The organism is Pseudomonas sp. GM48 (assembly GCF_000282335.1).
GTDB lineage: Bacteria > Pseudomonadota > Gammaproteobacteria > Pseudomonadales > Pseudomonadaceae > Aquipseudomonas.
In genome coordinates this window covers 70,758-89,913 of record NZ_AKJM01000105.1, presented here as the reverse complement: position 1 = coordinate 89,913, position 19,156 = coordinate 70,758, and the positions used below count along the sequence as shown (strand labels likewise).

The 19,156-nt window shown below is 54.0% G+C and carries 19 protein-coding genes and 1 pseudogene; 4 read left to right on the top strand and 16 right to left on the bottom strand.

The genetic code is table 11. From position 1 onward, the window contains the following. Positions 1-37 precede the first annotated feature (37 nt). The 8 genes from PMI28_RS0128715 to PMI28_RS10795 all read right to left on the bottom strand — a co-directional run bounded on the left by PMI28_RS0128715 (position 38) and on the right by PMI28_RS10795 (position 7,515). Positions 38-232 carry a DUF7740 domain-containing protein gene (locus PMI28_RS0128715; RefSeq protein WP_033063463.1) on the bottom strand — a complete coding sequence of 65 codons (195 nt, stop codon included), beginning with the start codon at positions 230-232 and terminating at the stop codon, positions 38-40. Between the two features lie 211 nt (positions 233-443). Further along, positions 444-1,385, bottom strand: coding sequence for a 2-hydroxyacid dehydrogenase (locus tag PMI28_RS10765; RefSeq protein WP_007988571.1), 942 nt, complete (start codon positions 1,383-1,385; stop codon positions 444-446). Between the two features lie 30 nt (positions 1,386-1,415). Then, positions 1,416-2,888 (bottom strand): MocR-like pyridoxine biosynthesis transcription factor PdxR, encoded by a 1,473-nt coding sequence (pdxR, locus tag PMI28_RS10770; protein ID WP_007988569.1) that lies wholly within the window; start codon positions 2,886-2,888, stop codon positions 1,416-1,418. A gap of 93 nt (positions 2,889-2,981) precedes the next feature. Further along, the gene (locus PMI28_RS10775) at positions 2,982-3,740 is read right to left on the bottom strand and encodes an amino acid ABC transporter ATP-binding protein (RefSeq protein ID WP_007988566.1); all 759 of its coding nucleotides are present in this window, start codon (positions 3,738-3,740) and stop codon (positions 2,982-2,984) included. Beyond that, positions 3,733-4,395: an amino acid ABC transporter permease gene (locus PMI28_RS10780; RefSeq protein WP_007988564.1), complete on the bottom strand. Its 663-nt coding sequence runs from the start codon at positions 4,393-4,395 to the stop codon at positions 3,733-3,735. The genes PMI28_RS10775 and PMI28_RS10780 overlap by 8 nt, the downstream gene beginning before the upstream one ends. A 10-nt stretch (positions 4,396-4,405) precedes the next feature. Continuing rightward, complete coding sequence (locus PMI28_RS10785; RefSeq protein ID WP_007988561.1) at positions 4,406-5,047, bottom strand: amino acid ABC transporter permease; 642 nt, start codon at positions 5,045-5,047, stop codon at positions 4,406-4,408. A 51-nt stretch (positions 5,048-5,098) separates the two neighbouring features. Next, on the bottom strand, positions 5,099-5,977 hold the full coding sequence (locus PMI28_RS10790) for a transporter substrate-binding domain-containing protein (protein ID WP_007988559.1): 879 nt from the start codon (positions 5,975-5,977) through the stop codon (positions 5,099-5,101). A gap of 77 nt (positions 5,978-6,054) precedes the next feature. After that, positions 6,055-7,515: an NAD-dependent succinate-semialdehyde dehydrogenase gene (locus tag PMI28_RS10795; RefSeq protein ID WP_007988556.1), complete on the bottom strand. Its 1,461-nt coding sequence runs from the start codon at positions 7,513-7,515 to the stop codon at positions 6,055-6,057. 259 nt (positions 7,516-7,774) lie between these two features. Here PMI28_RS10795 and PMI28_RS10800 point away from each other — a divergent pair, with 259 nt between their 5' ends. Both PMI28_RS10800 and PMI28_RS29780 read left to right on the top strand, forming a co-directional pair. After that, positions 7,775-9,100: an aminotransferase class III-fold pyridoxal phosphate-dependent enzyme gene (locus tag PMI28_RS10800; RefSeq protein WP_007988554.1), complete on the top strand. Its 1,326-nt coding sequence runs from the start codon at positions 7,775-7,777 to the stop codon at positions 9,098-9,100. 163 nt (positions 9,101-9,263) lie between these two features. Next, a pseudogene (locus tag PMI28_RS29780) lies at positions 9,264-9,401 on the top strand (plastocyanin/azurin family copper-binding protein); the annotation flags it as partial. Between the two features lie 139 nt (positions 9,402-9,540). Here the strand turns inward: PMI28_RS29780 and PMI28_RS10805 are convergent. The 7 genes from PMI28_RS10805 to PMI28_RS10835 form a co-directional block, all read right to left on the bottom strand. Next, positions 9,541-9,894 (bottom strand): helix-turn-helix domain-containing protein, encoded by a 354-nt coding sequence (locus PMI28_RS10805; protein ID WP_007988552.1) that lies wholly within the window; start codon positions 9,892-9,894, stop codon positions 9,541-9,543. Positions 9,895-10,202: 308 nt separating this feature from the next. Beyond that, positions 10,203-10,946, bottom strand: a complete 744-nt coding sequence (locus PMI28_RS10810; protein WP_007988549.1) for an SDR family oxidoreductase — start codon at positions 10,944-10,946, stop codon at positions 10,203-10,205. 78 nt (positions 10,947-11,024) lie between these two features. Continuing rightward, positions 11,025-12,128, bottom strand: a complete 1,104-nt coding sequence (locus tag PMI28_RS10815) for an alkene reductase (RefSeq protein ID WP_007988547.1) — start codon at positions 12,126-12,128, stop codon at positions 11,025-11,027. 55 nt (positions 12,129-12,183) lie between these two features. Next, positions 12,184-12,765, bottom strand: a complete 582-nt coding sequence (locus tag PMI28_RS10820; RefSeq protein WP_033063451.1) for a TetR/AcrR family transcriptional regulator — start codon at positions 12,763-12,765, stop codon at positions 12,184-12,186. A 172-nt stretch (positions 12,766-12,937) separates the two neighbouring features. Next, positions 12,938-13,519 (bottom strand): TetR/AcrR family transcriptional regulator, encoded by a 582-nt coding sequence (locus PMI28_RS10825; protein ID WP_007988542.1) that lies wholly within the window; start codon positions 13,517-13,519, stop codon positions 12,938-12,940. A gap of 141 nt (positions 13,520-13,660) precedes the next feature. Continuing rightward, on the bottom strand, positions 13,661-14,047 hold the full coding sequence (locus PMI28_RS10830; RefSeq protein ID WP_007988540.1) for a nuclear transport factor 2 family protein: 387 nt from the start codon (positions 14,045-14,047) through the stop codon (positions 13,661-13,663). 44 nt (positions 14,048-14,091) lie between these two features. Continuing rightward, positions 14,092-15,537, bottom strand: coding sequence for an APC family permease (locus tag PMI28_RS10835; protein WP_007988538.1), 1,446 nt, complete (start codon positions 15,535-15,537; stop codon positions 14,092-14,094). 435 nt (positions 15,538-15,972) lie between these two features. On the opposite strand from PMI28_RS10835, the gene PMI28_RS10840 reads away from it, so the two are divergent. Further along, positions 15,973-16,986, top strand: coding sequence for a helix-turn-helix domain-containing protein (locus PMI28_RS10840; RefSeq protein WP_007988535.1), 1,014 nt, complete (start codon positions 15,973-15,975; stop codon positions 16,984-16,986). A gap of 65 nt (positions 16,987-17,051) precedes the next feature. Further along, the gene (locus PMI28_RS10845; RefSeq protein ID WP_007988534.1) at positions 17,052-17,927 is read left to right on the top strand and encodes a LysR family transcriptional regulator; all 876 of its coding nucleotides are present in this window, start codon (positions 17,052-17,054) and stop codon (positions 17,925-17,927) included. 61 nt (positions 17,928-17,988) lie between these two features. Here PMI28_RS10845 and PMI28_RS10850 read toward each other — a convergent pair whose 3' ends face one another. After that, a complete protein-coding gene (locus PMI28_RS10850) occupies positions 17,989-18,858 on the bottom strand; it encodes an isocitrate lyase/PEP mutase family protein (RefSeq protein WP_007988531.1) in 870 nt (289 codons plus the stop codon). Between the last annotated feature and the right edge of the window lie 298 nt (positions 18,859-19,156).

The following is a 19,156-nucleotide window of genomic DNA, read 5'->3' as shown; positions in this document are numbered from 1 at the left end:
CAGATCCGCTCGTGGCAACCTAACGGTGGGGGATTCGTCAGTCGTCCAGATTCTCAGCAATAAAGCCCACTAGATGAAGTGGATTTTTTGATTCAATCACCTTGTAGATGAGATCACGTTTGCTACGTGGCAGCTTCTTCACAACGCTCTTCGCTGAAGCCCTGACAGCTTCGTCCGTCCCATGGATTCGAGCCGCCAGAAGCAGCACTAGTGTTGCGTCAGAGAGGTTCATAAAAACGCCCCAATAATTTAGCCTCTCAGTGTAGCGAATTCGCATTTGTGAACGCACGATCAATGAGCAACGTAGTACTGACATTTCCGGCCAGATACACCAGCAAAGCAATGTTGTTTTGGATTGGTGTGCGACTTAATCGTGGGCCAGGCGCGATCCTTTGAAGGTTTTAAAAGCCTGCGAATGGCAAGTTTAGTTGAATAAATCAGTATCAATAACCCTTGGTAAAATCAACCTGGTTTATCAGCGGCCGTCCCTGCAGAGCCAGTCTGATATTCTGCGCCACGCACGCGGCAGCACTATCCGGACAGGACAATCCCGCCACATGTGGGGTGATCAGGATGTCGGGGTGGCCCCACAACAAGCTTTGCTCAGGCAAGGGTTCGATACACGTTACATCAAGCGTTGCGGCCTCCACCCACCCCGCATTCAGCGCAGCCAGTAGGTCTGTTTCAACAAGGTGCTCACCTCGTCCCATATTGATCAATTGCACAGGACGGCCGAATCGAGCGAACAAGGTGCGATCAAGAATGCCCCTGGTTGCTGGGGTTAATGGGAGCACATTGATCAATATGTCGACCTGCCCTGCCAGATCAGTTAACCCCTGCTCTCCACTGAATGACTCCAGGCCCGCCAGGGTTTTCGCAGAGTTGCTCCAACCCAGTACCCGGAACCCGTCGGCAGCCAAAGCCTTGGCAATCGCCAACCCCAGTTGACCTAAGCCAAGGATACCGATGCAGCGCTGCCCAGCAGGCACGGGCGGACGGAAATGCCAACGGCGCTCACGCGTGTCTTGTTCATGACGGTGCAAGGCGCGGTGATAGCGCATCACCGTGGCACGGGCATACTCGACCATAGTTCCTGTCAGTGAGTCATCGACCAGCCGCGCCAAGGGTACGCCTTGTGCCAGTGACGACAGATCCAGCTGGTTGATCCCAGCCCCCAGCGAAAGCACCGCACGCAGCTGACTGAAAGCTCCCAGTCCCTGTGGCGGCGTGGTCCAAAGGAGCGCTACGTCCACCGTTTCTGGCTCGGAGCACAGCGGGCTAGCGCTAAACTTCAGCGGGCCGAGCAACCGGGTCAGTGCAGTACACCAAAGGTCCGGGTCATCAAGACTGCTGTGGAAATACAGGTGCAGTTGGTTGTCTTTCATGGTCCAAAATCCGCTGCAAGGTGGGCGGCGCTACCTCGAGCCCTGACGGATACTCAGATAGGCCTGGTGTAGACGCTTCACGGCTGAGCCGATGTCATCCTGGTTGAGTGCACCGTAGCCCAGTACAAAGCCATCCTCGAACGGCCCCACTGCGTGATTGAATGCACTCAACCGACGCAGCAGAACGTCTCGCCTCGCGGCCTCGGCCTGCAGATGATCCAGATCCAACAGCTCACGAAAGCGTAGGGTCAAATGCAGACCGGCAAAGCCGCCACTCAGGTAGATGGCTTCACCGAACGCCTCTATCAGGCACTTGCGCAGTTCGGCCTGTCGTGCCGCGTACAGCGGGCGCACATTGATCAGGTGGCGCGTCAGATGGCCGTCATTGATGAAGTCTGCCAACGCCGCTTGCAAAGGCAGGTGACCAGGTCTGTACAGGCTGAGCAGGCCACGCACCATTGATTGGCTCAATGAGGGGGGGACAACCATGTAGCTCATGCGCAAACCTGGATACATGACTTTGCTGAACGTTCCTAGGTAGATCACCCGCCCGGCCCGATCCTCCCCCTGTAAGGAAGGCGAAGGTGCCATGTCATAGCGAAGTTCGCTGTCGTAGTCGTCTTCGACAATCCAGAAGTTGCGGCGCTCCGCTTCCTGTAGCAGGCGCTCCCGACGCGCACTGGACAGAATACTGCCCATGGGAAACTGATGTGACGGTGTGACGAATACCAGCTTGGGGTTCATCGCGAAGTGCTCGTCCGTCATGGCTATGCCCTCATGGTCCACGGGCACGGCAATGGAACGAACACCGAGCGATTTGAGCATCAAGGCGCCGGCCCAGTGTGAAGGATTCTCGATACAGACCTGGTCGTTGAAATCGGTCAGCAAGCGCAAAGTGAGATCCAGCGATTGCTGGGTTCCCATGGTGATGAGCACCTGCTCGGGACCACAGCGTACGCCACGAGCTACCCGAAGATAGTCAGCCAACGCCCGGCGCAAGGGAAGGTATCCCCCCCCATTGGCGTACCCGCTTAATTGCGACAGGTTCTTGCCCAAATAACGATTTTGCAAACGCTGCCAAACGGTATAGGGAAACGCCGATACATCCGGCACTCCGGGCAGGAACGCGCCTTCGCGCTCTTGCAGGCCGGATGCACCTGAAAGGATCAACCTTCCGCGTAAGGAAATCTCGTCAGGTGCAACACCTTGACCAGTCGTAACATGCGAGCGGGTCGGAGGCCGTTCCACGACGAACGTGCCGCTACCCACTGAACCTACCAGGTAGCCATCGGCCGTCAGCATGTCGAAAGCGGCCACGATGGTGATTCGCGAAACGCTTAACTGATTCGCGAGACTGCGGCTCGAAGGAAGCCGCGACGAAGGCCGCAAGGTGCCCTCCTCGATCAGCGCCCGCAACTGGCGATACAACTGCTGCTGCAAGGAGATGGCGGAACGTCTGTCCAACTGATCCTGGATCCGCTCGCCAATCAACGATGCTGTCATTCAATCCTCACGCTCAATGGCTCACGCCCATCAATAAAAACCCTGCCCGGCGCCACACAAGATTACCCGCCGAACAGGGAAAGAGGCTCCACGCTAGTTCATCAACTCCAGAAACTTCCTGACACGATCGGTATCGGGGTTACTGAAGAATTTCTGCGGCGTGGACTGTTCAATGATTTCACCCTTTTCCAGAAACACCACCTGATCCGAAACTGCTCGCGCAAATTCCATTTCATGGGTCACGACGATCATCGTGTAGCCTTCTGCAGAAAGATTTTTCATGACCTGCAAGACTTCCCCTACCCGCTCTGGATCAAGCGCCGAGGTCGGCTCATCGAAGAGAATGACTTCAGGGTTCATCGCCAGCGCGCGAGCAATAGCAACACGCTGTTTTTGACCGCCCGACAGGGTGAAAGGATACGCATGCGCCTTGTCACCCATGCCGACCTTTGCCAGCAATTCGTTGGCCTGTTCCAATGCCTTTGCACGATGCACGCCTTTGACTCGTATTGGCGCTTCCATGACGTTCTGCAACACGGTGAGGTGCGGCCATAGATTGAAACCTTGGAACACCATCGCGGTTTTGGCGCGTATGGCCGCCAGTTCGCGTTGACTCATTGCCTTGCCCGCATCGTTCACGCCAATACGCTGACCCGCAATCTCGATCCTGCCCTGGTCTGGTACTTCAAGCCAGTTGATACAGCGCAACATGGTCGATTTGCCTGAACCGGAAGAACCCAGCACGCTGACGACGTCGCCTTTGTGTACAGTGAGGTTAACGTTCCTCAGCACCTCGATACCTCCAAAGCTCTTGGACAGACCTGAAATGTTTACAGCAGCATGCTCATGCATGTTCAAATCCTCGCTGGACGCCATGGGTTCCTGCCCGTTTCAAGCCCACATCCATGAGCATGCTCAGTACGACATAAAACGCGATGGTGACAATAAATGCCTTGGTCGGAATGAAGTAACTTGCCTGAACCGTGTTTGCCGCCGCCGTGAGTTCCTGCACCGTGATGATCGACAGAAAGGAGGTGTCCTTCATTGCATAGATCATCTGGTTACCGATCAGCGGCCGAGAACGGAACAACAGTTGCGGCAAGATGATATGCAGGTACATGGACAATGGCCTGAAGCCATGCGCCTTGGCTGATTCGACCTGCCCCATCGGAAGCGTCAATCGGCTTCCTCGCAGGATTTCCGCAAAATAGGCCCCATGATAGATCGCCAGAGCTATCGCGCCGGCGGTCCATGCATCAACGCGAATTCCGTACTGTGGCAAGCCGTAGTAGATCAGGTAAACCAGTACCAGAAATGGCACCATGCGCATCACGCTCATGTACAGGCGACATGCCTGCCTGACCAGCAGCCCCCGATCGAGAAAGTAGTTGACCATGCAACCGATCAAAAAGGCACCTGTGAACGACAACGCGAACAGCAGCGCGGTATTGCCGAGGCCCTTGAGAAATATGTCCCGGGACTGCCAGATGATTTCCCATTCACTCATGATCATCCCCTCACATGGCCAGCCGATTGGCTTTGGTTTCGGCAAGTGCCTGCAGCTTGAGCAGACTGCCGATGATCAGCATGTACAACAGCGCCGCCGCCAGAATCGGGGGTAACGGTTCGTAGGTCACCGAAGTGATGCGATTCGTTACCCGCGTCAGGTCGACAATTCCAATCACCGCAATGGCCGGGCTGGCCTTGATCAGGAACGACATCTCGTTGACCAGGCCCGGCAAGCTACTGATCATCACCTGTGGAAACGTGATCCTGCGGAACGATACCCACGGCGTCATACCACTGGATTGCGCCGCCTCACGCTGGTCTTTGGAAAAACCCAGGAAGGCTGAGCGCCAGATTTCCGCATTGAATGCCGCCGTGTTGATGGTCAAAGCAATGATCGCCGCAGCATAACGGTTCATCTCGATGCCGAACGTCGGCGCAGAAAGGAACAGAAACAACGTCAGAGTGACCAACGGCGTCGCTCGGGCGAACGTTACATAGGCACCGAGCAATGTGCCGAGCACCGGCAAGCGTGACATCCTGCCTGCGGCAATAAAAAGCCCGAATAAAACCCCCAGGGCGATGGCAGTCGCCGAGATCCACAAAGTGGTCCAGGCGCCCTCGAGCAACAACAACCAGGCTTCGTAATTCATGAAGCACCTCCACACAAACACACAGAAATTGAACGTGACGTGGAGAATGCGTTATTGAATACCAGCAAGCTTGTGGAACTGATCGACGTTGGTGATAGGGCCGGTAGGCAAGTCGGAAAAGGACTCACCGAACCATTGCTTTTGCAGAGCTGCAAGCCGACCATTCTGGCGAACCGTATCCATGAACTCGGTGTAGAACTGCAGCACCTGCGGGTTGTTCTTTGGTACCGGCCACGCGTTGAAGCCGCCAGCGGTCACCGGGAAGCCTTTCTCGAAAAGGTTACCCCGCGCCTTGATCAGGTCGTTTACACCGATCAGCGAATTGATAACGTATTCGACACGGCCATTGGCAAGGTCAGCGTAGGCCTCGGGATAAGTCTGGTACTTCACCACCTGGCCGATATCACAGCCGGCGTCCTTAAGCATTTTTACCAGCTCTGGCAATCGCGCTTCGAAGGAACTGCCCCCCTGCACACCCACGGCTTTCCCACACAGACTTTTGATGTCCTGGGTGATGTTGTCATCACGCTTGAGCTTGACGAAGTAATGCTGGGCGGTGGCGAACGGTGGAGCGAAATCGAACACGCGCAAACGATCATCGGTCACGATGGCCCCAGTGAAGGCAACGTCATACTGACCAGAGGAAACCGAGGCCAGCAATCCAGTCCAGGGCAGGATTTCCTGACGGACATCAAAACCTTTCTGCTTGGCAAAGGCTTTAAGGTCGGTGAGCAATTCGTTATGAAAACCTTCCGGCTTGCCATTGACCACAAAGTTGTAGGGCGCGTAATCGTCCTCCGTCGCCACCGTCATATAACCGCGTGACTTGATCTGCTCGAGATCAGCCTGAGCACTCAATGTGCTTACTGTTGCGATTACAGCAAGGGTCATCCCTACCAGGCTTTTGGCTTTTTGCAGCTTCGTTTTCATTGTTGTTCTCCAAGCTCGTTTTCAAGCACGCTGATGGACAAGCAGCTTCCCCAAAAAGGCAACTGCCGGAATTGGCGTCAGATGCCTCCGACGCACATGTATTTGATTTCCAGATAATCTTCGATGCCGTAAGCAGAACCTTCACGGCCTAATCCCGATTGTTTGATGCCGCCGAAAGGTGCCATTTCGTTAGAGATAAGCCCGGTGTTAACGCCAACCATGCCGGACTCCAGTTGCTCGGCAACGCGCCAGGCACGGGAATGGTCCCGGGTGTAGAAATACGCCGCCAAGCCAAACTCGGTATCGTTGGCTTGCTCGACAACCTGGCGCTCGTCTTCGAAGCGAATGAGAGGGGCCACCGGACCAAAGGTCTCTTCGCGATTGACCAGCATTGAGGGGGTTACATCAATCAGCACGGTCGGGGCGTAGAAGTTGCCGCCCAATTCATGACGGGTGCCTCCGATCAGCACTTTTGCGCCGTGCGTGCACGCATCGGCTACGTGCGCCTCAATCTTCTCGATGGCCTTGCCATTGATCATCGGCCCCAGCGCAACACTGGATAGAGTGCCCGGCCCCACCTGCAACTGCTTCACTTCAGCGCTCAAGCGTGCGGCGAAAGCATCGTAGATACCGCTTTGCACGAAAATGCGATTGGCACTGATGCAGGCCTGCCCGCCATTTCGGAACTTACAAGCCATCGCGCCGGCGACAGCTGCGTCCAGATCAGCATCGTCAAAGACAATGAAGGGAGCGTTGCCGCCGAGTTCAAGGGAGACTTTCTTGATGGTGTCAGCACACTGTCGCAACAGGATCCGGCCCACTGGTGTAGAGCCGGTGAATGACACCTTGCGCACGTCAGGATGAGTAGTCAGCACTTCGCCCACTTCGTGCCCACGGGCGGCGGTGATCACATTGAAAGCACCATTGATAACCCCTGCCTGCCGGGCCAACTCCGCAAGAGCCAGCGCGACCAGCGGAGTATCCTCTGCCGGCTTGACCACTATGGTGCAGCCTGCAGCCAGTGCCGGGGCCACTTTGCGAGTAATCATCGCCATGGGGAAGTTCCAGGGAGTGATCGCTGCAACGACACCGATAGGCTGCTTGATCACAACGATGCGGCGATCATCCGATGGTGCCGGGAGGACATCGCCATTGATTCGCTTGGCCTCTTCAGCGAACCACTCAACGTAAGCCGCCCCGTAATCGATTTCGGCTCGAGCTTCGGCCAATGGCTTGCCCTGTTCCAGAGTAATCAGTGCCGCCAGGTCTTCTTTATTGGCCAGAATCAGATCGTGCCAGTCCCGCAAGATCCGTGCACGCTGCTTTGCGGACTTTGCCGACCAATCCTTGCCAGCAGCCTTGGCACTCACCACGGCCTCAGCAGTCTCTACTCCAGACATGTCTGGGACCGCGGTGATAAATGCACCAGTGGACGGGTCGAGTACCTCGTAGGTACGGCCATCCAGCGCAGCAGTCCACTCGCCACCGATAAATGCCTGATTACGAAAAAGTGTCGGGTTGTCGAGTGTTACAGCCATGTCCAGATCCTCAGATTGTTGGATTTCTGGGACCGACAATAAGAGTCATGGCCGCCGGGCAATAGAGCCACTTTTTCGATCTTCTTATAGCCATTTGGATAATCACCGAAATAGGGCAGCCCCTGCGATTGAGCGCACTATTACGGGCTTGTGCCAGTTCGAGATGGTCTTAACCAGGCAGAGAAAGTGGCTCTATGCGATGCTTTCGGGCTTGGTTAGCTTCTCTCCATCTACGAACCAGAACCCGGAGGAACGCCCCATGGATACCCCGCTGACTACCGAACAACTGAATTCTTACTTCATCGGATTCACCCCCAATCCACTTTTCAAGCTCAAACCGCGCCTGATCACCGGAGCCCAAGGCAGTTACTTGCACACCACCGAAGGAAAAAAGGTGTTCGATGGGTTTTCAGGTCTGTGGTGTTCGGGTATGGGGCATAGCCATCCGAAAATCGTTGAGGCCGTACAGAAACAAGTCGCCAAACTGGACTATGTCTCCGCGTTCTATATGAGCCACCCAGCGGCGTTCGCCCTGACTGAGAAAATTGCAGAACTCGCTCCAGATCCACTCAACCACGTGTTCTACACCACGGGTGGCTCCGACGCGGTCGACAGTGCGCTAAAGCTTGCACTGGGTTATCACCGCCTGAAGGGCCAAGCCGGTCGTACCCGAATGATCGGCCGTGAGCGCGGATACCATGGCGTGGGATTTGGCGGTATCTCGGTCGGTGGTATGGTTGCCAACCGCAAGATGTTTTCAACCCTGACCCTGCCTGGCGTCGACCATCTGCCACATACTCACAGTTCAGAACACATGGCCTTCTCCAAGGGACAACCTGCCTGGGGCGTACACCTGGCTGACGATCTGGAGCGTCTGGTGGCACTGCATGACGCCTCAAACATTGCGGCAGTGATCGTCGAGCCCATGGCCGGATCTACCGGGGTGCTCGTGCCGCCTGTTGGCTACCTGCAGCGCCTGCGCGAAATTTGCACCAAGCATGGCATCCTGCTCATTTTCGACGAAGTGATCTGCGGCTTTGGGCGCATGGGCGCCAACTTTGCTGCACAGCGCTTCGGTGTAGTCCCAGACATGATTACCTTCGCCAAAACCATCACCAACGGGACTCAGCCGCTCGGTGGTGTCATCATGTCCAGCGAAATTTACAACACGTTCATGGATCAGCCGGAATTCACCAACAGCGTGTTCCACGGTTACACCTATTCGGCTCACCCTGTGGCGGTGGCAGCCGGTTTAGCAGCCTTGGACGTGTTTTCTTCCGAGGGCGTAGCGGACAAAGTGCGAGAGAAGGAACACCTGTTCCAGGAGTTGCTGCACTCGTTGAAATCGGAGCCTAACGTGGTAGACGTTCGCAACATTGGGTTCGCGGGGAGCGTGGAGTTCGCCAGCATACCCGGACAACCCGGAATACGCGGGCACCGGATCACGGAAGCACTCTACGAAGTAGGTTACTACTTGCGCTGGTCTGGAGACCAAGCCGTCTTCGCGCCACCTTTCGACGCCACCGCAGATGAGCTGGAATCCTTGGTAGAAGCGCTGCGTAAGTGCATTCGCGCGAACGCCTGACTGCATTGCGATTAAGCTAATGGGAACCTGAAATAGGTTCCCATTTGTCCCCTCCGGGAGTACAGCCTCCCTCTACCCGAAGTTCCCGATGTTCCGTCAACAACCTGATCTGTTGTTGCCGCTGACCGAAAACTGACCCAGTAAAGGCAGTTCTGCCGACTGAAAACTGATAGGTGCAGGCGAAAAAGATTCGACCAGTTTCGGCGTCGCAAAAATTTCTGACGGAACTCAGTACGTATTTTTCTGTTCGTTTCCAGGGCATGCGTCGATGATGAAGGGTGATGTTCGACTGATCGATTAACACTTAGACATTGAGCGCTCCTTCAGTTACAGGAGCGTCCAGCGTCTGCTTCTGTTAGCAGCAACCTGCAAATCAACAGAGAACAGCGCTTGCTCATGGATGCTTCATACAGCCAATAACCGATCCGACATTTAATACATTAAACCTTTGTCTGTGAACACTTAAGCACACCCTCTATCAACTCCAATGCAGGTATTATTTTTGCCATCATCACTGTGAGCTCAGTCGTAGGTGTTACTCCTTTTGCACTCCTCACAAAAAGTTGGTCATCCAGCAAACAACGCAGAACTGCCAGCTTGTTGCTCACCGCCGGCTGGGTCAGGTGCAACCGACAAGCGGCTCGACTCACATTACCTTCTTCGTAAACAGCAACTAGTGCGATGAGACTGTTCAAGTCAAGGTCCCTGAAAAAATCACAGTCAATCACATCTCCTCCTTGGTTTTCATAACGAGCGTCATGCGGCAGAACCAAGAAAAATTGCAACATAATCATTGCATCCCTCGCTGCTTCATGTACGCACAGGTAATGGTTTAGTGGTTTCTGTTGGAAGCGTTCGACTTGTTGGCGAGTATCGAAGAACAGGCAATGCTGCGCCGCACCTAAGGTGCCCTGGCTATTACCAGGATTCGTAATAGAGGGGTCGCGAGTTCCAGACCGCTATCGCCACCGCCGGCACTCACGATACGGTGAGCCATGGAAAGGTCTAATGATTATGCAGAGTAGCGAGAGGCTATCTGAGCACTCAAACGCCACTCTTGGCTGCTGGCGTTTGAGTATCTACAGACCTTAGCGAGCGCCGATTACCAATCTTGTCGGGTCGGCGAAATGATCAAGTCATTGACGGTGACATTGGCAGGCTGGTTGAGGGCATAGACCACCGCTCGACCAATGTCTTCCGGAGCAATGGCGATTTTGTTCAGTTCCTGGGCAGCCTTTCGTCCTTCCGGATCGGTGACCTTGTCTGCCCAACCAGTGTTGATCACGCCAGGGCTCACGGTGTTAACCCGAATACCATGCTGTACACCCAGCTCTTTGCGCATGGACTCGGTCATGGCCTGAACAAAGAACTTGGTTGCGCTGTACACACCCGCAGAAGGACCGACCTGGTGACCGGCGACCGAATCCATATTGAGGATCTGACCGGCGTTCTGCTTCAACATAAATGGCAGGACCCCTGCTACTGCATTGAGGTAACCCTTGATGTTGACGTTGATCATCTTTTCCCAATCATCGACGGCCAAGTCGGTCCAGCGGGAAAAGAGCATCAGGCCTGCGTTGTTGATCAGGATATCCACCGACCCGTAAGTCTCTTCAGCAAACTGAGCCAAAGCCTTCATGTCGGCAAGGTTGGTGACGTCACTGACACGACCCACGGCTTCACCGCCAGCGCCTTTCAACTCGCTTACGATCGCGTCCAGGCCCTGTTGGTCCAGTGCGGCCACCACCACTCGAACACCCTGTGCTGCCAGCGCGCGGGCTGTTGCCGCACCGATACCTGATGATCCGCCTGTGACGATCGCCGTCTTGCTTTCCAGATAATTCATCGTGCTTCCTCTCTTTTATAAGTACTGCCCGTCAAGCGCCCGGGCAGCTCGGTGGGTATTGCGGTTGTTTCTAAGCTATCAATACGTACCGTTCTGCCAGTCGGTGTAACCCTTGGCGCCACCGCCGTAGTAGGACTCACGCGGTGCGATGGTCAGCTCCGCACCGTGACGCAGCCGCTCGACCAGATCAGGGTTGGAAATGAACAGACGACCGAAGGCCACCGCGTCGATCTTGCCTTGTGCACGGCGCTCGATCGCCATCTCCAGGTCGTAGTTGTTGTTGCCAATGAACGGGCCGTTGAACTGCGCGCTCAGGGCATCCATGTCCACGTCGGCCGGCACCTCACGCGAGGTGGCGGTGGCCCCTTCGACGAAATGCAAGTAGGCCAGGTTGAACTGGTTGAGCTGCTGGATCAGGTAGCCGTACATCGCCATGACATTGCTGTCCGGCGGCGTATTGCCGGCATCTGGCGTGACGGGCGACAGACGAATACCGACGCGCTCATTCCCCCAGATCTTGACGATCGCCTCGGTGACTTCCAGGGTCAGGCGTGCACGATTCTCAATCGAGCCGCCGTACCGATCAGTACGCTGGTTGGTCGAATCACGCAGGAACTGGTCCAGCAAATAGCTGTTGGCCGAGTGCACTTCCACACCGTCGAAACCGGCGCGTTTGGCGTTTTCGGCGGCGCGCTTGTACTGCTCGAGGATCCCTGGGATTTCGTCGGTTTCCAGGGCGCGAGGCATGGATACCGGGACAAACCCATTTACGGTATAGGTGCTGCCTTCGGCCTGGATTGCCGACGGCGCGACAGGTGCTTCACCATTGGGCTGCAGTTCAACACTGGAAAAGCGCCCGACGTGCCACAGTTGGCTGACGATCTTGCCGCCAGCGGCGTGCACCGCATCCGTGACCTTTTTCCAGCCAGCGACCTGCTCCTCGCTCCAGATGCCTGGCGTTGCGGCATAGCCGCGACCTTGGGCAGAAATGTTGGTGGCTTCGGCAACGATCAGACCGGCGCTGGCGCGTTGAGCGTAATAGGTGGCGTGCAACTCGTTGGGAATGCCGTCTTCGGCATAACGGCTACGGGTCACCGGCGCCATGACGATCCGGTTGGCCAGTTCAATCTCACCCAGGTTGATGGGGGTAAACAAATCGGTACGAGTGCTGTTGTCAGTCATAGGAACTCCAAAATTAGTAGACCAGTCGTCTAGTTATCAATCAAAAAAATATGGCTCACGACAGCAGTCGTTTCGCCATGTTCAGCGCATCGCCAAACGCATCAGGACGCTTGGCTATCTTGACCATCAGTGATGCGCCCAACCAAATCTGATACAGCGATTGCGCAAGGGTTGGTGTCGGCGTGTTGCAGGTAATCGAACCGTCGGTACGTCCCTGTTCGATACAACGTTCAAGCCTGGCGTGAATCGCCTGGGTCCCGTTGTCGAGCACCGTACGCATGCCCTCGGAAAGGTCGCTCACCTCTGCCCCGAGTTTGACCACCAGACACTTGTCCGTCGGCAAATCGGAACATTGGGTCTGAGCCCAGTAGTTGAAGTAACTCAGCAACCGATCAGCCGCCGGCGCAGTGCCGGCCAACAAGGAATCCACAGTCGCCAGGTAGTCGGCAAAGTACTGTTCAAGCAGGGCCTGACCGAACTCATCCTTGGACTTGAAATAGTGGTAGAACGACCCCTTCGGCACCTCGGCGGCCGCCACTACCTCGGCGAGACCGACACTGGTGAAGCCTTTGCGGGTCATTAGTGACCTGGCGGTATCGATGATGTGTTTGCGGGTTTCGATAGGACGTTTTTTCATAGTGAGGCGATCTTAGCCACGAATAGACCGGTCGTCTAGTGATTTTCTAAAGAATTTACGATCGCCCGATGTATGGCGCACGAGGGAGAATTTTCCTGGGTGAGGTTCCGTAACCACGCGGTTCCCGCCAGCCGCACCAACCAAAGCAGCAACGGGCATCAAAAGGGAGACGCTATGACAGCAGGCGTTGACTCATCTCCAGCGCAGCTTCGAAAGGTTGGCTGGTTCGTTTTACCTTGACCAGCAGAGAAGCCCCTAGCCACATCTGATACAGCGTTTCTGCCAGCATCGGTGCTTCAATTTTCAAAACAATGGAGCCGTCTGCTATCCCCAGTTCAACACCCCGAGTAATTCGCTGAATGATCAGCTCCGTGCCTTTTTCCAATACGGCGCGCATGTCTTCGGACAGATCACAAACTTCCGCACCTAATTTGACCACCAGGCATTTCTGATCGCTGTGATCGAATGCCTGGGTCTCTGCCCAATACCGCAGATACCCCAGCAACCGTTCAGCCCCGGTCCCCTTCGCAGCCATCAACGAATCAACTCGCCCGATGTACTCCTGAAAGTATTCATCAAGCAGGGCCTGGCCAAACTCGTCCTTGGAACGGAAGTAGTGATAGAAAGAGCCTTTGGGCACACCAGCCGCAGCGAGGATTTCGGTCAGGCCGACAGCCGTATAGCCCTTATGGGTCATGAGCGTTCTGGCAACATCAATGATGTGCTGACGCATGTCGTGGAGGGGTTTCTTCATAATGCGCCGCATGCTATCAAAAAATCGATCAGTCGTCTGGTGCCTATGGACTCAGTCGTTGTTCGGACTTTCACATGGGTGCATGTTAACGCGGAGAAACTGCCCGCTTGAAAAGCGGGCAGCGTGCAAGCTGGCGGTCAATCAGTCCTGAAACTGGTGATACACCTTGGCGATCACCTTCCAGGCGCCATCAATGCGGATCAACGTCAGGTAATCGTTATAGTCAGCGCCAATGGCGTCCTGCTCCATGTCCACGCGCACTACTGCGGTAGTAGGCGTGATGGCGAGAACGTCCAGTCGTGTGGTGATGTCCGGCGCCTTACCATTATCGCGAACGAACTCGTACAAGTTGCTGATTGAGCCACCCAGAAATTCACCATTGGTGAAACCATACATCACCGCTTGCTGATGAAACGCCTCGGCGAGGCGTTCAGGACTGCCAATACGCAAGCCATCGACATATTTCTCGGCAACCGCAATAACCGCGTTGTATTCACTTGTTGCGACCGCTTTAATATTTTTGCTCATGGTTGTTTTTCCTTTTTCAGACTTTGATGATAGGCATAAAAACTTCAGCCTACTTGTTTTAATAAAGCGAACCGTGCAGGACTCATGACTTTCATCAGCAACGCTGCGATACACCCGACCACAAAGGAAACCATGACAATCATTTCCATGATTGATGCCGCAACGGCTGCATTGTCGCCTCCGATTAAAGCGGGCAAATTCTGAACCGCAACAATTAAACAAGCGACCAATCCGATAAGACCACCTATGGGTGCTACGACAGTATTCAAGACGGGGTGAAATTCAGTACTCCTTCTAAAAAATACCAGTACAGAAACGCAAGTCAGGGAGAGAATCACCATATATCCGAGTGTTCCCGCTGTTGCACCCCAGGCGTAAATCTGAGTAACCGGATCCATTCCAATGATTGCGCAGACGGCGACAGCCAGTAAGGACAGTGTTGTTTGCAATACAGAAGAGACAAAAGGTGAACCGTGTTTCTCATGAACACTGCCAAGTTTCGAATGCAGCACGCCAAAGCGTCCCAACACGTATTGATAACGAACTACAATGTTATGCAGAGATAGCACGCACGCAAACAGGCTGGTCACTAACAAAACCTGCATGACATCAACAAAAGCTTTATTGGTATACCTTTCTACCATAGTCAAATACATATCACCCGGATGATCTGTTGCCTGCTGTACAACCTGTGACAACCCGACACCATTCACTTGGCACCACATAGATACCGCATAAAACACGCCAATTAGGAACACCGCAATATATGTTGCCTTGGGGATCGTCACATTGGGGTTTTTCGCTTCCTCCCTGTAGACCACCGTCGATTCAAAACCGGTAAAACAATAAATTGCAAACATGATGCCCAGACCCGGCGACCCCGAAAGAATAGTCGCCGATGAGAAGGGTTCTAGAGCGTCCGAGCCAATACTCCCACTGCCTATAATTGCCGCGTCTACAACCAACACAATCAATATTTCGAGTACGAGTGCCACGCCCAAAAATTTGCTGCTCAATTCAATTTTCTGGTAGCCCAGAACACCCACAACGGCCGTAATAACCAATGCAAGCAGCCACCACGAAATATTAATACCCAAGGTCGTCAGCAACAGCTGAGACAGTGCATAGCCTATATAAGCCTCCAGCGCGACCAGTATCATAAAATATGAAATCACTGCCATCGTCGCCGAACCCAACCCTATGGATCGACCCAGCCCTTTCTGAATATATGAGTAGAACGCCCCTGCATTGGTGATATACCTCGACATGTAGATAAATCCCACACTGAAGAGAAACATGATCACCGTTGCAACCATTGCATCAAACGGCGCCGCCGCCCCGTTACCCATCGAAATAATTAACGGGGTATTGGCAACCATGACCGTCAGAGGTGCGGCCGTTGCAACGACCATCAGCACTATCGAAGTCACACCCAAGGATCCGGACAGCCCCGGTTTATTATTAATAATTTCAGGTTCTGTAGTGTGCATATTCGCCCCTATGGATATCGTTTTCCATACAAATAAATCACTGAATATTCCAGACCTCCCTGCCCTGGCGGCGAGTTGGATTTCGTGGAGCGAGCAAACGGGTTCGACGCTCTTTAAACTTATCAAATCGCCACTTCAGTAAGTCTGCATATATCTCTATAGCGATGAGGCATTAGAGTCAGGCACTGTTGACCACCTGAAACTTTAGTTGTTTGCCTGTCATCCACTTAGACTAATTGCATCGCGTTCATTCTTACGCCTGAGGCAAAGGGTTCGCTATCAAATATCGGCGCGTTTTGATGCATCGTGCCGCTCTTTTTTCAAAGCGCACTAAAATGACGCATCCATGAGTGGTGTCTATCTTTTAAATGCGCTGAATGACTCCAGGTTGGAACGAAGATTGCTGCACTACAAGCAGACCTCGGAGATTGCACAATGCAGCAAAGTCAAAATACGACCTATTCGTCTTCGATCCCCGCGAGAGTGGCGTGCGTAAGGTCAAATGATCCGTTTCTACAATCGAGAATTCTTCCTGACTGGGTGCAAGATTACACCCAACTTTCATGTGGCAACTTCGAGGGAGGTGTCGCACGCGCCTCTCTCGGACGAGTCCAGGTATTCCGCGAATGGATCAATCAGGCTATTGACCAACGATCGGTTGCCGACACGGATATTCTGATGATTGGAGTCACCCTGCATCAAGGCACGTGCTCCTGGCAGAATCGGGAGATGCAAGCCGATTCGTTATTCATCATGCGCCAGGGTGAGGAAGCGCGCTTTCGTGCAACCGCTGAATCGGACATTCTCGCTGCGACCATCGACGCCTCGTTTCTCGAAACGCTTTCTCAAGGTCTCTACGGGGTTGGCACAAGCCGCCTGATCAACGGCGCGTGCATGCTCAAGGGGGATGCTCAAGGGATATCTCGATATAAATCCCTTCTGCTGTCGGCACTCGGCTCAGCAGTCCAGCACCCGGAATCGATGGACAGCGAGTCCGCACGGCTACAGCTTTCTGAGGATGTCGCCGTAGCGGCGCTTCAAGCCATGGGGAGCCTGTCGATAACCACAACACACTTACCCAGGGACCATCGCGTTCATCGAGCGATGGTGGACAGGGCGCGGTTGTTTATTTTGAGTCATCAGACAGGCTGCCCGACGGTAGAGGATCTGTGTGAACACTTGCACATGAGCAGGCGCGGACTGCACAGCGCATTCATTCAAGTGGTCGGGGTAAACCCCTGCACCTACATTCGCCAGATCCGACTCCACGAAGTCAGAAAAGACATCATCAATGGCGCGCCCTCGGTATCCGAAGCGGCCATGCGATGGGGATTTTGGCACTTCGGAATGTTCTCTCAGTATTACAAAACCCAATTTGGAGAGTTACCTTCCGAAACGCATCGCAACCCTCCAGGCGTTGCAATGGGAACTTGGCCCCCATTGTCCTGACGCCTCACCAACATCAACAAAAAAAATAAATGTATTTTTTCAAAAAACACAATTAATATTTTCCGATGATTAAAGAACTGAAAACATTCATCGCCGTGGCGAGAGAAGGCACTTTTGCTGCTGCCGGTAGCAAAATAGGGCTTACACAAGCGGCAGTCAGCGCACAAATGCAGCGCCTTGAGGCCGAGCTAGGGATCGAGCTGTTTGATCGCAAAGGACGCTCGGCTCATCTGAACCGAATGGGGCATCAGGTTTTGCTGCAGGGGCAGGAACTGGTCCGTCAGTTCAGTAATCTCGGCACTACGACGGTAGGTCTCCCCGCCAGCGTTTTGGTAACTGTCGGAGCCATTGCCTCCGTGCAGCGCTCTTTTTTACCCGACGCCCTCGCTCACTTTCATCAGCAATGTCCCGAATGCCGAACTCGCGTCATTCCTGGCCTGTCCATGGAATTGGTCAACCAGGTCGATGCTGGCGAGATCGATATGGCTGCAATCATCCGCCCTCCGTTCTCACTTCAAAGCGATTTGCGCTGGACCACACTGGCGCGCGAACCCTACCGCCTGATTGTCCCGGTCGACATGCCGGGAGATGACTGGTCCGAACTGGTTTCCAGCCAGCCTTTCATTCGCTATGACCGATCTTCTTTTGGTGGTCGGCAGGTCGACCGATTCTTGCGACAAACGCATGTGTCTTTACGTGAGGTATGCGAGCTCGATGAGCTGGATGCGATCATCAAACTGGTCGCCAATGGGGTCGGCGTAGCACTGGTCCCAGAAACAGCGACACATCAAGGATGGCCAGCAGAGGTACGCGCTGTAGACTTGAAACAACGCACCTTCCACCGAGATATAGGCCTCGTACACCGCGCACGCAGAAGTCTGACGGAACCGGTGAAGGTGCTTGTTCAATTGATTACCGAACAGGTCCAGAAAAATCAGTAAACACCGCCAAGGATAACTTGCGTTTTTTGTACTGGCAGGCGTGACAGTCAAAAGTAATTCACTATTCATCAACGTTCATGAAATCTTTGGCCCACACCTGGAAACGCTCAGGTCGCGTATAGGTGTGGGTCAATTCTGTAGCGCTCAGGTCAGATGTGCTGCGAGTGACATTACGCTGTTCGCGCAAACAGTCATATGTCGCTTTGATCGAAGCAAAATAGGCGGCATGGCCGGCAACAACAATCCGTACACCCAGAGAACCCAGACGTTCGCTGTCGCAAAGTTCAGGATTTCCATAAGTCACCAGCATCAGAGGGAGCGTCATGCCTTCGGCAATCTGCTCCAAATGCTCAAAATCCTTCACACCTACGAGGCAAATGGCATCTGCACCGGCATCTGTGTAGGCCTGAATACGACTCGTCACTTGTGCGACGGATAACGAGCTTGCATTGGTACGGGCAATGATAGCGAGCTGCAAATCAACTCGAGATTCAACGGCCGCTTTGATTTTTCCGCTGCCCTCCTCAATGGATATGAGATCCGTCGATTTACGGCCAAACTGTGCCGGCAAGAGCGTATCTTCGATAGTCAGTGCGGCGACTCCAGAACGCTCCAGCTCAGCTACTGTACGCATGACATTCAGTGCATTGCCATAACCATGATCGGCATCGGCAATGATCGGCAGTTGTGAGACTCGTCCAATCCGCGTCGCCTGCTCTGCAAATTCACTCAGCGTAATAAGGGCGAAGTCGGGCGCAGCTAATACCTGCAGTGAAGCGACCGATCCGCCGAGAATGCCGACTTCAAATCCCAGGTCAGCAGCAATTCTTGCGGACATAGGGTCGAACACAGATGCTGTGTGATAACAGGCACATGATGCAAGCAGCTTACGAAATTCGCACCTTAGCTCTTGATGGGAAACTCTAGACATAATCGCTCCTCTGGCGAGTGAAACTGACTGTGGCCTTAAAACTGGAGTAGCGACCTGGCATGGAGACAGACTCACGTAATGAATCATTTTTGCGCTATCTACTACTCATTTTACGTATTGAAAAAATGATTAAAAAGCTGATATTTTTTTATCCAATCATAAAATTTATCGATGAATCACATCTGTGATCAGCGAGTTCAAAACCGTATCGACACAGGGCAGAATCCAGCCTCAGCCCTGGTAGACGTAGTTGAAGGTGCGAACCTCCGCCATAGCCACGAAGGTCACCAGCCCATCT

What these genes read in the sequence shown, in the direction of transcription:
- PMI28_RS10835 (WP_007988538.1), bottom strand. Translation starts at nt 15,537, where the DNA reads ATGCACACTACAGAACCTGAAATTATTAATAATAAACCGGGGCTGTCC.
- PMI28_RS10815 (WP_007988547.1), bottom strand. Translation starts at nt 12,128, where the DNA reads ATGACTGACAACAGCACTCGTACCGATTTGTTTACCCCCATCAACCTG.
- PMI28_RS10775 (WP_007988566.1), bottom strand. Translation starts at nt 3,740, where the DNA reads ATGCATGAGCATGCTGCTGTAAACATTTCAGGTCTGTCCAAGAGCTTT.
- PMI28_RS10765 (WP_007988571.1), bottom strand. Translation starts at nt 1,385, where the DNA reads ATGAAAGACAACCAACTGCACCTGTATTTCCACAGCAGTCTTGATGAC.
- pdxR (WP_007988569.1), bottom strand. Translation starts at nt 2,888, where the DNA reads ATGACAGCATCGTTGATTGGCGAGCGGATCCAGGATCAGTTGGACAGA.
- PMI28_RS10805 (WP_007988552.1), bottom strand. Translation starts at nt 9,894, where the DNA reads ATGATTATGTTGCAATTTTTCTTGGTTCTGCCGCATGACGCTCGTTAT.
- PMI28_RS10790 (WP_007988559.1), bottom strand. Translation starts at nt 5,977, where the DNA reads ATGAAAACGAAGCTGCAAAAAGCCAAAAGCCTGGTAGGGATGACCCTT.
- PMI28_RS10850 (WP_007988531.1), bottom strand. Translation starts at nt 18,858, where the DNA reads ATGTCTAGAGTTTCCCATCAAGAGCTAAGGTGCGAATTTCGTAAGCTG.
- PMI28_RS10845 (WP_007988534.1), top strand. Translation starts at nt 17,052, where the DNA reads ATGATTAAAGAACTGAAAACATTCATCGCCGTGGCGAGAGAAGGCACT.
- PMI28_RS10840 (WP_007988535.1), top strand. Translation starts at nt 15,973, where the DNA reads ATGCAGCAAAGTCAAAATACGACCTATTCGTCTTCGATCCCCGCGAGA.
- PMI28_RS10800 (WP_007988554.1), top strand. Translation starts at nt 7,775, where the DNA reads ATGGATACCCCGCTGACTACCGAACAACTGAATTCTTACTTCATCGGA.
- PMI28_RS10825 (WP_007988542.1), bottom strand. Translation starts at nt 13,519, where the DNA reads ATGAAGAAACCCCTCCACGACATGCGTCAGCACATCATTGATGTTGCC.
- PMI28_RS10785 (WP_007988561.1), bottom strand. Translation starts at nt 5,047, where the DNA reads ATGAATTACGAAGCCTGGTTGTTGTTGCTCGAGGGCGCCTGGACCACT.
- PMI28_RS10830 (WP_007988540.1), bottom strand. Translation starts at nt 14,047, where the DNA reads ATGAGCAAAAATATTAAAGCGGTCGCAACAAGTGAATACAACGCGGTT.
- PMI28_RS10795 (WP_007988556.1), bottom strand. Translation starts at nt 7,515, where the DNA reads ATGGCTGTAACACTCGACAACCCGACACTTTTTCGTAATCAGGCATTT.
- PMI28_RS0128715 (WP_033063463.1), bottom strand. Translation starts at nt 232, where the DNA reads ATGAACCTCTCTGACGCAACACTAGTGCTGCTTCTGGCGGCTCGAATC.
- PMI28_RS10820 (WP_033063451.1), bottom strand. Translation starts at nt 12,765, where the DNA reads ATGAAAAAACGTCCTATCGAAACCCGCAAACACATCATCGATACCGCC.
- PMI28_RS10810 (WP_007988549.1), bottom strand. Translation starts at nt 10,946, where the DNA reads ATGAATTATCTGGAAAGCAAGACGGCGATCGTCACAGGCGGATCATCA.
- PMI28_RS10780 (WP_007988564.1), bottom strand. Translation starts at nt 4,395, where the DNA reads ATGAGTGAATGGGAAATCATCTGGCAGTCCCGGGACATATTTCTCAAG.